Annotated in this window: 11 protein-coding genes; 9 read left to right on the forward strand and 2 right to left on the reverse strand. The window is 64.0% G+C overall.

Going from position 1 to position 12,522, the window contains the following annotated elements:
• Window positions 1-138 precede the first annotated feature (138 nt).
• Together E0702_RS14895 and ptsP are read left to right on the forward strand one after the other, a co-directional pair.
• On the forward strand, window positions 139-630 hold the full coding sequence (locus E0702_RS14895) for an RNA pyrophosphohydrolase (RefSeq protein ID WP_205741939.1): 492 nt from the start codon (window positions 139-141) through the stop codon (window positions 628-630).
• A gap of 86 nt (window positions 631-716) precedes the next feature.
• Window positions 717-2,975: a phosphoenolpyruvate--protein phosphotransferase gene (gene ptsP, locus E0702_RS14900; RefSeq protein ID WP_132045244.1), complete on the forward strand. Its 2,259-nt coding sequence runs from the start codon at window positions 717-719 to the stop codon at window positions 2,973-2,975.
• A 30-nt stretch (window positions 2,976-3,005) separates the two neighbouring features.
• On the opposite strand, the gene E0702_RS14905 is transcribed toward ptsP, so the two are convergent.
• The gene (locus E0702_RS14905; protein WP_132045246.1) at window positions 3,006-3,785 is read right to left on the reverse strand and encodes an NRDE family protein; all 780 of its coding nucleotides are present in this window, start codon (window positions 3,783-3,785) and stop codon (window positions 3,006-3,008) included.
• Between the two features lie 104 nt (window positions 3,786-3,889).
• Between E0702_RS14905 and E0702_RS14910 the strand changes: the two genes are divergently transcribed.
• The 7 genes from E0702_RS14910 to E0702_RS14940 all read left to right on the forward strand — a co-directional run bounded on the left by E0702_RS14910 (window position 3,890) and on the right by E0702_RS14940 (window position 10,946).
• Window positions 3,890-4,885 (forward strand): response regulator, encoded by a 996-nt coding sequence (locus tag E0702_RS14910; protein ID WP_132045248.1) that lies wholly within the window; start codon window positions 3,890-3,892, stop codon window positions 4,883-4,885.
• Entirely contained in the window at window positions 4,882-5,676 is a 795-nt protein-coding gene (locus tag E0702_RS14915) for a sulfite exporter TauE/SafE family protein (protein WP_132045250.1), read from the forward strand. The genes E0702_RS14910 and E0702_RS14915 overlap by 4 nt, the downstream gene beginning before the upstream one ends.
• Before the next feature lie 155 nt (window positions 5,677-5,831).
• Window positions 5,832-6,620: a prolipoprotein diacylglyceryl transferase gene (gene lgt / locus E0702_RS14920; protein WP_132045252.1), complete on the forward strand. Its 789-nt coding sequence runs from the start codon at window positions 5,832-5,834 to the stop codon at window positions 6,618-6,620.
• Between the two features lie 224 nt (window positions 6,621-6,844).
• Entirely contained in the window at window positions 6,845-7,618 is a 774-nt protein-coding gene (locus tag E0702_RS14925; RefSeq protein ID WP_205741941.1) for a thymidylate synthase, read from the forward strand.
• A complete protein-coding gene (locus tag E0702_RS14930) occupies window positions 7,615-8,196 on the forward strand; it encodes a dihydrofolate reductase (RefSeq protein ID WP_132045256.1) in 582 nt (193 codons plus the stop codon). Before E0702_RS14925 ends, E0702_RS14930 begins: the two co-directional genes overlap by 4 nt.
• 79 nt (window positions 8,197-8,275) lie before the next feature.
• Window positions 8,276-9,496 carry a ProQ/FINO family protein gene (locus tag E0702_RS14935; RefSeq protein ID WP_240721776.1) on the forward strand — a complete coding sequence of 407 codons (1,221 nt, stop codon included), beginning with the start codon at window positions 8,276-8,278 and terminating at the stop codon, window positions 9,494-9,496.
• Between the two features lie 406 nt (window positions 9,497-9,902).
• Window positions 9,903-10,946: a porin gene (locus E0702_RS14940; RefSeq protein WP_439952338.1), complete on the forward strand. Its 1,044-nt coding sequence runs from the start codon at window positions 9,903-9,905 to the stop codon at window positions 10,944-10,946.
• A gap of 705 nt (window positions 10,947-11,651) precedes the next feature.
• On the opposite strand, the gene E0702_RS14945 is transcribed toward E0702_RS14940, so the two are convergent.
• A complete protein-coding gene (locus E0702_RS14945; protein WP_132045260.1) occupies window positions 11,652-12,485 on the reverse strand; it encodes a mechanosensitive ion channel family protein in 834 nt (277 codons plus the stop codon).
• Window positions 12,486-12,522 lie beyond the last annotated feature (37 nt).

Here is a 12,522-nt window from a genome sequence, read left to right on the forward strand (position 1 = left end):
TCGGGAGATCGACCACCCGATCCCAGTGGTCGAACGGTTCTATCACTGCTATCCGGGGATTAGGAACAAGGCGTATTGATGCGCTTCACGGCCTTGTGGAAGAATGGCTGCAATACTGGTTTCAACAAGGTGAAGTCCGTGATCGACGCTGACGGCTTTCGCCCCAACGTTGGCATCATCATCGCCAACGATCAGGGGCAGCTGCTTTGGGCGCGTCGTGTAGGGCAGAATGCGTGGCAGTTTCCCCAGGGAGGCATCAAGGCTGACGAGACACCCAAACAGGCGCTATTTCGAGAGCTCCATGAGGAGATCGGCCTGACGGCCGAAGACGTCGAGATCCTTGCCTGCACCCGGGGTTGGCTGCGCTATCGCCTGCCGCGACGCATGATTCGCACGCATTCCCGGCCGGTCTGTATCGGCCAGAAACAGAAGTGGTTTCTGCTCCGGATTCGCTGTCAGGAGAGCCAGATCTGCATGGATCTCTCCGAGAAGCCGGAGTTCGACGGTTGGCGCTGGGTCAGCTACTGGCACCCGTTGGCCCAGGTGGTGCCCTTCAAGCGTGAGGTGTACCGCCGCGCCCTGAAGGAGCTCTCGCCACGGGCCCAGCGCCTGGCGTTGGGCCATGGTTAGCCACCTGGAGGGCTGAGCCCCGACCGCAACACACGATAACAGCGCGATACGACAGCGCTAACCGACAACAGGGGTACCCACTCGACATGCTCGAGGTCTTGCGCCGCATCATCCAGGAAGTCAACGGGGCCCGCAGCCTGGATGCGGCGCTCTCTACCATGGTGCGGCGCATTCGCAAGGCGATGCAGACCGATGTTTGCTCCTTCTATCTCTTCGATGAGGAGGTGGATAGCCTGGTGCTCATGGAAACCATCGGGCTGCGCAGCCAGGCGGTAGGTCGGGTGAGTCTGCTCGTCGGCGAGGGCCTGGTGGGCCTGGTCGCCATGCGAGAGGAGCCGCTCAACCTCGAGGATGCCCAGGCGCATCCACAGTTTCGCTACTTCGAATCCACCGGCGAGGAGCGTTACTCGAGCTTTCTCGGTGTGCCCATCATTCACCAGCGGCGCATGCTCGGCGTGCTTGTGGTGCAGCAGGCCGAGAAGCGGCGCTACGGTGAGGAGGACGAGGCGTTCCTGGTCACCATGGCCGCCCAGCTGGGTGGCGTGCTGGCCCACGCGCTGGTCACCGGCAATCTGACCCGGCCCGGCCGGCAGGGGCAGGTGCAGTTCAAGGGCGTGGCCGCCTCGCCGGGCATGGCGATCGGCGAGGCGGTGGTGATCGCGGCACCCGCCGACCTCGACAGCGTGCCCGACCTGATACCGACCGATGTCGAGTACGAGATTACTCGCCTCAAGGAGGCGATCGGTGGCGTGCGTGAGGAGATTCGCGCCGCGGGGGCGCGCCTGGCCAGCCGCATCTCGGCCCAGGAGCTGGCACTGTTCGAGGTCTATCAGCAGATGCTCAGCGAGGCCGCGCTCTCCCAGGAGGTGGAGAAGCGCATCCGCGAGGGGCAGTGGGCCCCGGGTGCCCTGGCCGATGTGGTCAAGCGACACGTCCAGTATCTGGAGCGGGTCGATGACGACTATCTGCGCGAGCGCGCAGCGGATGTGCGTGACCTGGGGCGTCGGGTGCTGGCCCATCTGCAGGAGGAGAGTCCCCAGACCCCCAGTGTCTATCCCGAGCGCACCATCCTGGTGGGAGATGAACTGAGCGTGGCGCTGCTCGGCGAGGTACCGCGCGACAAGCTCGTCGGCCTGGTCTCGGTGCGTGGCTCGAGCACCTCCCATGTGGCGATCCTGGCGCGTGCCATGGGGATTCCCACGGTGCTGGGCATGGTCGATCTGCCACTGCCGCGACTTTCCGGCGAGCGACTGATCCTCGATGGCCATCGAGGACGACTCTACATGCGCCCCGGCGCCGATCTTCTGACCCACTATGAGGGCATGATCAGTGAGGAGGCGGCGCTGGCCGAGGTGCTCGAGCACGAGCAGCACCTGCCCAGCTGCACCCCCGACGGCCACACCATGCCGCTGATGGTCAACACCGGCCTGGCGGTGGACGCGGTGGCGTCGCTCAAGCCGCGCATCAGCGGGGTAGGGCTCTACCGCACCGAGGTGCCCTTCATGGTCACCGAGCGCTTCCCCGGCGAACAGGAGCAGACACGCCTCTATCGCGACCAGCTCGAGAGCTTTGCCCCCCTGCCGGTGGTCATGCGCACCCTGGATATCGGTGGCGACAAGGACCTGCCCTACTTTCCCATCGAGGAGGCCAACCCTTTCCTCGGCTGGCGCGGGATCCGTGTCACCCTCGACCATCCCGAGGTCTTGATGGTCCAGCTGCGTGCGATGTTGCGCGCCTCCCAGGGGCTGGACAACCTGCAGGTGCTGCTGCCCATGATCACCAATGTCGACGAGGTCGACACCGCCCAGCGCCTGCTCGAGCGTGCCATCGTCGAGCTGGGCGAGGAGGGCGTGGTGGTGCCCAAGCCCCGAGTGGGAGTGATGATCGAGGTGCCGGCGACCCTCTATCAGCTCGACGCCCTGGCCGCGCGGGTCGACTTCTTCTCGGTCGGCAGCAACGACCTGACCCAGTATCTGCTGGCAGTGGATCGCAACAACCCTCGGGTCGCCGACCTCTACGACGCCTGCCACCCCGCGGTGCTCTCCGCCCTGGCCCTGCTGGCCAGCGAATCGCGCCGTCTCGAGATGCCCATCTCGGTGTGCGGCGAACTGGCCGGTGACCCGGCAGGTGCGCTGCTGCTGATGGGCATGGGCTTCGGCGCGCTCTCCATGAACGCCCCCAGCCTGCCGCGAGTACGCGCCGCCATTCGTCGGGTGCCGCTGAAGGATGCCCAGGAACTGGTCGACCAGACCCTGTGCCTCGATAGCCCCGACGAGGTGCGCCGCCATCTCAATCAGCGCATTGGCGAATGGGAGCTCGCCCACCTGATGCCGCCGCGGGATTGAGCGCTAAGCCGTAGGACGTAGGAGCGCGATTTATCGGTGGTCCGACATTTCGGCGACCAAAAAGGTCTCCCCCTCCGCTACGCCCCCCGGCCCGAAGCGTTTCTCCCCGATCTCCATGCGCCCGCTGGCGTGCCAGTTCAACCAGGTCATCGCGCGGGTGCCATAGGTGTCGCCGACGATAAAGGGCGAGGAGAGGGTGCGCTCCAGATCGAGACCCACGCCGGTATCCGGCAGGGCGTGATCGTCGGCGGGGCGTGAGTCGGCCATCGCCGCCAGGGCGTCCTCCGGCCAGCGACCATGCTGAATGGCGTGGCCGAGCCCCCGACGGGCCTCGATCAGCTTCGGCCAGGGAGTATTGAGGGCGGCATTGGAGAGTCCGTGGAGGCCGGGTGGAACCTGGCGCAGCCAGACCCCGTCGAGGCCGCGATGCAGGTGCCACAGCCGTTCGCCATCACCGGCCAGCAGATTGAAGCCGGCATAACGCAGCGCCTCCCCCCGCTCCAGATGCGCCAGCCAGCCCTCCAGCTCGGGGTGAGTCAAGGCATCATGGACCAGGCCACCACGACTCGGCGCGCCATCGGGTACCCGCAGGCGTGGGTCGCGCACATTGGTGACCGCCGCGAAGCGGCCACCGCGGTGGATCGCCAGCCAGGTGCCGCCGGCTTCCAGGTCGCGACCGCCGACAATCTCGGGGGCGTCGCGCCAGGCGGCCAGCGCAGCGGCGGGGCGGGCGTGAAATTCGTCGCGATTGGCGACCAGGCGCAAGGGCCAGGTGTCGCCTGGACGATGGTCGAAGGCAATCAGACACATACGGCCAGCTTAGCGGCTCGAGACCAAGCGGGGAAGCCCGCGATGACAGCCGCCGCGTGGCGGCGTACACTCGGCCCACACCTCGTTAACGGCTAACATGACGGATGCGAAACGAGTTGCGCGGCGCACGGCGCCCTTCTCCCCTTATCATGGTGGCGCTGCTGATCCAGCTGGCCCTGCTGGTGGGCGGTGCCGGCCTGCTGCTGTATGCCGATGGCGAAGCCTCGGCCTGGCTGATGGCCCTGCTGTTGGGTTCGAGCCTTAACCTGATGCTGCTGGTGCTGCAGCCCTGCCGCTGGCCGCGGGGTCAACGGGACCCAGCGCCGGTCGAGGAGCCGGCTACGCCCCGCAACAAGCCGGTGGTTGATGCCGGGGCGTCGTTGGCCGAAGCCCGGCTGCGCCGTCAGGTGCGCGACCTTCAGGATGATCTCGCCCAAGGCAAGCAGAAGCTTTCCCGATTGATGGCGGGCCGCGAGCGGGCCCGCGAGGCATCGCGGCTTAAATCCGATTATCTGAGCCTGATGGGTCGCGAGCTGCAGCGCCTGCGCCAGCGGCTCGACGAGCTCGCCGGCGATCCGACATCAGCCCCCCGCACCGAGACGACTCTCGTCAACGAGCTGCGCGAGCGCCTCGTCGACCTGGGTGAGCTGCTCAAGGGGCTGACCGGGGGTGAGGAGGCGTCGACGCGGCCACCCACTCGCCAGGGGCGCGTGCTGATCGTCGACGACGGCCCGGTCAATCTGATGCTGGCCCGTCAGGTACTGGAGCGTGAAGGGCTCGATGTCACCGCGGTCACCTCGGGGAGCGAGGCCCTGGCGCTTCAGAAACAGGAACACTTCGATCTGGTGCTGATGGATATCTTTATGGAAGGCATGGACGGCATGGAAACCAGCCGCCGCTGGCGTGAACAGGAGCGAGCCGGGCACGGGGGGAATGGCAGCGTGCTGGTCGCGCTGACCGCCAACGTGGGCGACGGTGATCGGCGGCGTTTCAGCGAGGCGGGGCTGGACGACTTCCTCGCCAAGCCCTATCGCCCCCAGGAGCTGGTCGAGCGGGTCATCCGCTGGCTGCCCGAGCGCCTCGTGGAGCCCGACGCATGACGCTACTGCTGGTCTTCGTTGGCTACCTGGCGCTGGGCGCCGTTGCCGGGACCCTGGCCGGCCTGTTCGGAGTCGGAGGAGGGTTGATCATCGTGCCCGCCCTGGTCGTGGCGTTTGGCGTTCAGGGAGTGTCTCCCGAGATCACCATGCACCTGGCGGTGGGCACATCGCTCGCCACCATCGTGGTGACCGGCGCCTCGTCGGCCTGGGGTCACTACCGGCGCGGCAGCATCCATCAGCCGTGGTTTCTGGCCCTGCTGCCCGGGCTGCTGCTGGGCGCCATCGCCGGCGTGTTCGTCGCCGATGGCCTCTCCGCCGGCAGCCTGGGTACCCTGTTCGGGATATTCGTGCTGGTGATGGCGGCGCGCATGGCGCTGTCGCGCGGGCCACGCCCTGGCAGTGTGGCACCGGGGCGGGCCACCATGGCCGCCGCCGGTGGGGTGATCGGTGGTATCTCCGCGCTGTTCGGCATCGGTGGTGGCACCCTCTGCGTGCCCTGGCTGACGCGCTGTGGTGCAACGCTGACCCAGGCCGTAGGCACCTCGGCCGCCTGTGGAATTCCCATTGCCCTGTTTGGCGCGGCCACCTTTGCGGTACTCGGCTGGGGCAATGCCCTGCTTCCCGCCGGTGCCACCGGCTTCGTAATGTGGCCGGCACTGCTGGGCATCGTGCTCGCCAGCGTGCCCTGCGCACGCCTCGGTGTATGGCTGGCCCATCGCCTGCCTGCCCGAGTGCTGCGCCTGGCCTTCGCTGCCCTGTTGGCCTCGGTCGGTCTTACCTTCGTGCTATAGCGACTCGGCTTCGCCGAGAGCTATAAGCCATACGCTTTACGCTGCAAGAAGGCCTTTAGCGTAGGCTTGGTGGCCATAGACTGGCTCACGACTCACGACTCACGACTCACGACTCACGACTCACAGCTTACGTCTTCCAGTGTTTAAGGATTTCCATGCTCTCCTACCCTGATATCAACCCCGTGGCGATCTCCCTCGGCCCCTTCCAGGTGCACTGGTATGGCCTGATGTATGTGGTGGGCTTCGTCGCCGCCTGGTTCCTGGGGCGCCGGCGTGCCGCGCGAATTGACCTGAGCCAGGACGATATTGGCGACCTGATCTTCTACGCCGCCCTGGGGGTCGTGCTGGGTGGCCGGCTGGGCTATGCGCTCTTCTACGGTCTCGACCAGTGGCTGGCCGATCCGCTGTGGATCGTGCGGGTGTGGGATGGCGGCATGAGCTTCCATGGCGGCCTGCTCGGAGTGCTGGTGGCCATGTGGTGGTTTGCCAGAAAGAAGCGGCTGGCGTTCTTCACTCTGACCGACTTCGTGGCCCCGCTGGTGCCCATCGGCCTGGGGGCGGGGCGCATCGGCAACTTCATCAACCACGAACTGCCTGGGGCGATCACCGAGATGCCCTGGGGCATGCCATTCCCCGGGCTAGGCCCCGAGCCGCGCCACCCCTCGTCGCTCTATGAAGCGGCCCTCGAAGGGGCGGTACTGTTTATCGTTCTGTGGTGTGTTACCGCCACGCCGCGCCGCCGTGGCCTGGCCTCGGGGCTATTTCTGGTGCTCTATGGCGCCTTCCGCTTCCTGGTGGAGTTCTACCGCCTGCCGGATGCCCATATCGGTTACCTGGCCTTCGGCTGGTTCACCATGGGCATGCTGCTGACGCTACCGATGATCGCCGGTGGAGTGGCACTGATCGCCTGGTCGCACCGCCAACCTGTCGATGCCAAGATGTGAGTGGCAAGGGGCAAGGGGCAAGGGGCAAGGGGCAAGGGGCAAGGGGCAAGGCCAAATACTCGTCGAGGAGATGGTAACCTGGTTGGTTGGCCAGCGGCGTCTTTAGCCTCTATCGCTGGACGTGTAGAATCCGCCTTCCAGCCACCCGCCCCGACGATACCGTGACCGACGATACTCAGCCCGCCCTCGAACAGCCCGCTCTCGAGCAGCCCTACCTCGACCTGATGCGCCAGGTGCTCGACCATGGTGTGGAGCGTGACGATCGCACCGGGGTAGGGACCCGCTCGATCTTCGGTCATCAGATGCGCTTCGACCTGGCCCGCGGCTTTCCGCTGCTGACCACCAAGAAGCTCCACACCCGCTCGATCTTCCACGAGCTGCTGTGGTTCCTGGCCGGCGACACCAATATTGGCTACCTCAAGGAGCATGGCGTTCGCATCTGGGACGAGTGGGCCGATGCCAACGGCGACCTGGGGCCGATCTATGGCTACCAATGGCGCAGCTGGCCCGACCCCCGCGGTGGCCATGTCGACCAGATCGCGGGCCTGCTCGAGCAGCTGCGGGTCAATCCGCGCTCACGGCGCCTGATCGTCTCCGCCTGGAACCCTGCCCAGGTCGACGAGATGCAGCTGCCCCCTTGTCACTGCCTGTTCCAGTTTTACATGGCCGAGGGGCGACTCTCCTGCCAGCTCTACCAGCGCAGCGCCGATATCTTCCTGGGCGTGCCCTTCAATATCGCCAGCTATGCGCTGTTGACCCAGATGATCGCCCAGGTGGCGGGGTTGGCGCCCGGCGAATTTATCCACACCCTGGGCGATGCCCATCTCTATCTGAATCATCTCGAGCAGGCCGAGGAGCAGCTGTCACGTGCCCCGCGCCCGGCGCCCCGGCTGGTGCTCGACCCTGATGTGACCGATCTGTTCGACTTTCGCATCGAGCATATCGCCATCGAGGGCTATGACCCTCATCCACACATCAAGGCGGAGGTTGCCGTATGAGCCAGGACGAGCCAGTGAGCAACGAGGCGTTCATGGATGACACCCTGGTGCCCATCGCCATGATCGCCGCCATGGATCGCCATCGAGTGATCGGCGTCGACAACGCGCTGCCGTGGTATCTACCCGAGGACCTCAAGTTCTTCAAGCGCATGACCCAGGCCAAACCGCTGGTGATGGGGCGCAAGACCTTTCAGTCCATCGGTCGGCCGCTGCCCGGGCGGCTGAATATCGTGGTGACTCGTGACGAGAGCTTTCAGCATGACGGCATCCGCGTCTGCCACGATATCGCCTCGGCGCTGACCCTGGCCGACCAGCAGGCGACCATCGATGGGGCGGAGGAGATCATGGTGATGGGGGGCGCCGAGATCTATGCCCAGGCGTTGCACCACGCCAGCCGCCTCTACCTGACCGAAGTGGATATCGAGGTGGAGGGCGATGCCCGCTTCCCCGAGATCGATTCTGACGAGTGGGTGGAGGTCCAGCGGGTGGCCGGTAGCCCCGCCGAAGGGCAGCCCGCCTACGACTTCGTCGAGTACCGTCGTCGCGACGATCAGCACCGGGAGAGCGTCGGCGCCTAACGACATTTGTCATGGGCGCGCATCTGGCACAGACTTGATGACACCGCCTGTATCTCAGAGTCTGTGGAAGGAGAACGGTTTGGCCGAGCAACGCGTACACTCGCTGCTGGACGCCCTGGATGGGCGCACCCGATCGCTGTTGGAGCGCCTGGCAAATGAGCGAGGGGCTCGCCGCCACGCCGAGAGCGTGCAGGGTGAGCTCGCCCAGCGGCTCGGTGAGCTGGAACGCCGCCTGGCCGAGGCGCAAGCGGCCCACCGGGAGCTCGCCGAAGCGCACCGCGGGCTGGAAGAGACATACCGCATCCTGGAGGGTGAGCGGCGCAGGCTGGAGGAGCAGTGTCGTGAGCTGGAGGAGGAGTGCCGCGAGCTCGACGAGCAGAACAGCGAGCTGGAGGCCCATAACCGCCATCTTCACGAACGCCTGACCAGCGACCAACCCGCCGAGGGTGGCTTCCGCCCCGGGCGGCGTTCTCAGGGGCTCTCCGCGTTGATCGGCCACCGTCCGGTGCCTGCTGCCACCGAGCAGCCCGCATTGGCACCCTCTATCGACGAATCGGCTATTGATAGCGCCGAATCGGCCACCGCGAAACCAGCCACCCCCCCTGTGGGAGCCCGATTTATCGGTGATCAGGCCAGGGAGCCAGATACCGGCTCCCTGGCCGATACCTCTTTGCCGTTATCCGGCCAATCTTCGTCCGAGAAGTCCGAGCCTGCCGACGAGCCACAGGGCACGCGTCAGGACGCCTTGCCCACTGATGAGCCGCCATCTCCCCAGGCCCTGCTCGGCGAGTGGTATGTGCGCTATCCCGCCGCCTTCTTCAAGGGCCATACCCGCCCCTTGATGGTCGGTATCCACGAGCTGCTGGCCAGCCGCGAGCCCTGGCCCGAGAAGCTGGTGCGGCGCGCCCTGGCCTGCTACGTCAATCTGCCGCGCTACCTCAAGGCGATGCGCGAAGGCGCCGAACGCATCGACCTCGATGGTCAGCCCGCCGGCAAGGTGGATGCCCAGGCCGCCGATTACGCTCACCGCAAGCTCGACCGCCTGCAGGGTGAGAAGCGTGCCGGGAAGGGGCGCAACAGCCAGGCCCGACAGCAACAGCGCCGTGGCAAGGCGACCAAGGAGTCGGCCAAGGGCAAGAGTCAGCCGAATGCCAAGGTGAAGGGCGATGCCAGGCAAGTCGCCTCGAAAGGGCAGGGCGCTATTGCCGATTCGGCCCCCCACCAGGCCGATGTCGCGTCATCACCGAGCACCATGGAAGAGAAACTCTCGGCCCTGATGGCCAAGCATAATGGTCGCTGACTGTCTCTTAAGCGATTGATTTAACTGATTATTAATTTTTTGGTGCTAACGATATGGCGCGTTGGTAGGCGTTGACTTGTGTTCGTCATATCGGCAGGGCATTATGCAGCAACCGCCGTGAGGCGCGTGTTTGCATTTTTGGTGGAAAGTTCCGCGTGGTGAGGGCGGCACATAGGAAAACAGTGTTTTTTTCTTCTTGCGTTCCCTCATGACCCGGTATAAGGTTGCTCCTGCGAGCATTGGAATATAACTAAGGCTTTGCCGAAGTGTGGCTCGCACCGGCACTCACCCTTCGCGAGAAGGTTAGCCGAGACGAGCCGGCGCAGACCGGCCAGGCCTGCCGAACCGCCCAAGAGTGGTCGGCAACAAACGATCGAAACAGACTGCTAGTCAAAGGAACATCATCATGATGAAGAAGACACTGTTAGCGACTGCTATTGCTGGCGCCATGATCGCCACCGGCGCTCAGGCTGCTACCGTTTATGACCAGGACGGCACCAAGCTGGACGTTTATGGCCGTATCGCCATGGGCATCGCCGGCGGTGGTCCCGAGTACAACGATTCCGAACAGAAGATCGACAACGGCACAGATTTCGTTGACGTCTTCTCTCGTCTTGGCCTGCGCATGAGCCACGCCGTGTCCTCCGACACCACCGCCTTCGGTCGTGTCGAGTGGCGTTTCAAGGGTGACGAGCGTTATACCGACTCCGGCTTCACCGAGGTTCGCCAGAGCTATATCGGTCTGCGCAACGACAACTGGGGTACCATCCAGGGCGGCAACTTCGACTCCTTCTACAACCAGGCCGTCTCCATTCCGTTTGATGTCTACATCGACCGTGGCCTCGAGTTTGCCGGTCATCCGATCCAGTCGCGTGGCGACTCTGTTGGTTACATTACCCCGAACCTGTCCGGTTTCCAGGTATACTTGCAGGGTAAGCACTACAGCTCTCGTGGCGAGCTTGAGCCCAGTGAAGGTACTACCGTGGCAGCCCAGGGTGGTGCTGTTTACGAGATCAATAACCTGCGCTTGGCTGCCGGTTTTGTTGATGACGTAGAAGAAGGTGGCGGCAACGACGAGGTGCTCTACGGCGCAACCGTCTCCTATGAGTTCGTTCCGGGCTTTTCCGGTCGTCTCGGCTATGAGACTCAAGACGAGAACGATGTCAACGGTGGTGGTCATGACACCTGGGGCCTCGGTCTGAGCTATTCCAGCGGTCCGTGGGCCGTCAACGCCGACATCTACGATGTCGATCCGGAAGAAGGCGACAGCCGCACTTCCTGGGCGCTGGGTGGCTACTACAACGTCACCAGCAACTTCCAGGCCTTCACCGAGCTGCAGCAGGCTGACCAGCAGTCCATCAGTGTCGATATCGATGGCCTCGACTCCAGCGTCGAAACTGCTGACGGCGACGACATGTACTACCTGGTCGGCGCTCGCTACTTCTTCTAAGCGACGCTGCCCCTCGCCACTGGCGAGCGTAGTATGAATGAAGCCGGCCCCTTGAGGGCCGGCTTTCTTGTGCCTGATATATGAGTGGCATCAGTGCCAGCTCAGCCGTGGCGGAGTGTTCCAGGTACGTGAAGACCCCAAGCCTGCCATTGCGTGTGATTGGGTAAGGCTGATGCCGAATGGCGCATATGGAATGAGTGCGCTGAGCGCTCTGGACGAGCCGCCGGCGCTTAGTGATCAGTTGTCTCTCAACTCTTGCTGAGGGGCGTCAATCGCCCAGGGGCGACAACATCGGAAGCAGGGTGGATAGCCTCTTTGGCTTGGCTGTGTCTCTCTGGAGGTGAAGCCTGCGGTCCTAGCCGTCAACGGGGCTGTCATGGTGAGAGGCGAGGCACACAAAACGCGGAAAAATGCCCATGCGCTCCATCAGGCCCCGGGTAGCTTCATCCAGCAGGGCGACCGGAGTATCCAGGATTTCGCTGTTGTTGAAGGGAAGCATGGGGGGCAAGAAGTAATAGGCTGCAGGCTGCGAGTCGGCAGGGGCTATGAAGGGGAGCTACGCAGGGGAGGGCGGTTATCCCGGGCGAGGCTCCAAGGACAGGCAGGGCAATCTACTGACTCCTTGCCGCTACCTGCCATCCCGTCAACCTCGCCCAGGGCCATAGCTAGCCTAAGACCGGCTTTTCCCGTATCACAGGATGCCGGTTAGTCGGCCTTGAGCATATGAACCTGCTGCTGTGGGAACGGGATAGAGATGCCTTCCGCATCGAACGCCTTTTTCACTCGCTCTTGCATGTCCCAGTTGAACGGCCATAGATCGCCGGCCTTGGTCCAGACGCGTACGGTCAGATTCACGGAGCTGTCACCAAGACCGCCAACCACCACCAGGGGTGCTGGATCTTGCAGGGCGCGCTCGTCTTCAAAGATCAGGCGCTGCAGGATGGCCTTGGCCTTGTCGATATCATCGTTGTAGCCGATGCCGAAGGACATGTCGCAACGACGCGTCTCATAGACACTCATGTTGGTCAGGCTGCTATTCGAGAGCTGGCCGTTAGGAATCACCACACGGCGATTATCGAACGTATCGATGATGGTGTAGAGGATGCTGATTTCACGCACGGAGCCGACGAAGCCTTGAGCCTCGATCGTGTCGCCTACCTTGAACGGCTTGAAGAGCAGAATCAAAACGCCGCCGGCAAAGTTTGCCAGACTGCCTTGCAGTGCCAGGCCCACTGCCAGGCCGGCAGCACCGATAATGGCCACGAAGGATGTCGTGGCAATCCCGATCATGGAGGCGGCCGAGATCAGCAGCAGGATCTTGAGAATGACGCTAACAAGGCCACACAGAAACTTGTTCAGCGTGGGGTCTTTTTGGCCCAGTTTGCTATCCAAGGCTGCGACGAATCGATTGATCAGCCACATGCCAATAGTCAGCGTGATGATGGCCAACAACACCTTCGGGGCGTAGGCCATCACCAGGCCAATTGCCTGGTCGAGGTGGTCGGTGGCGCGACCATCGGCGTTGAGCAGGTCTTCCATGTGGGGCTTCTTGGTTCCTTGAGAACGACTGGATTTT

Origin of the sequence: Halomonas marinisediminis, assembly GCF_004347715.1 — a bacterium.
GTDB classification, from domain to species: Bacteria; Pseudomonadota; Gammaproteobacteria; order Pseudomonadales; family Halomonadaceae; genus Halomonas; species Halomonas icarae.

Excerpts from the sequence above, each read along its gene's own strand:
- E0702_RS14905 (WP_132045246.1), bottom strand. The coding sequence starts at position 3,785 with ATGTGTCTGATTGCCTTCGACCATCGTCCAGGCGACACCTGGCCCTTG.
- E0702_RS14940 (WP_439952338.1), top strand. The coding sequence starts at position 9,903 with ATGATGAAGAAGACACTGTTAGCGACTGCTATTGCTGGCGCCATGATC.
- E0702_RS14925 (WP_205741941.1), top strand. The coding sequence starts at position 6,845 with ATGCGCCAGGTGCTCGACCATGGTGTGGAGCGTGACGATCGCACCGGG.
- E0702_RS14930 (WP_132045256.1), top strand. The coding sequence starts at position 7,615 with ATGAGCCAGGACGAGCCAGTGAGCAACGAGGCGTTCATGGATGACACC.
- E0702_RS14910 (WP_132045248.1), top strand. The coding sequence starts at position 3,890 with ATGCGAAACGAGTTGCGCGGCGCACGGCGCCCTTCTCCCCTTATCATG.
- lgt (WP_132045252.1), top strand. The coding sequence starts at position 5,832 with ATGCTCTCCTACCCTGATATCAACCCCGTGGCGATCTCCCTCGGCCCC.
- E0702_RS14915 (WP_132045250.1), top strand. The coding sequence starts at position 4,882 with ATGACGCTACTGCTGGTCTTCGTTGGCTACCTGGCGCTGGGCGCCGTT.
- E0702_RS14945 (WP_132045260.1), bottom strand. The coding sequence starts at position 12,485 with ATGGAAGACCTGCTCAACGCCGATGGTCGCGCCACCGACCACCTCGAC.
- ptsP (WP_132045244.1), top strand. The coding sequence starts at position 717 with ATGCTCGAGGTCTTGCGCCGCATCATCCAGGAAGTCAACGGGGCCCGC.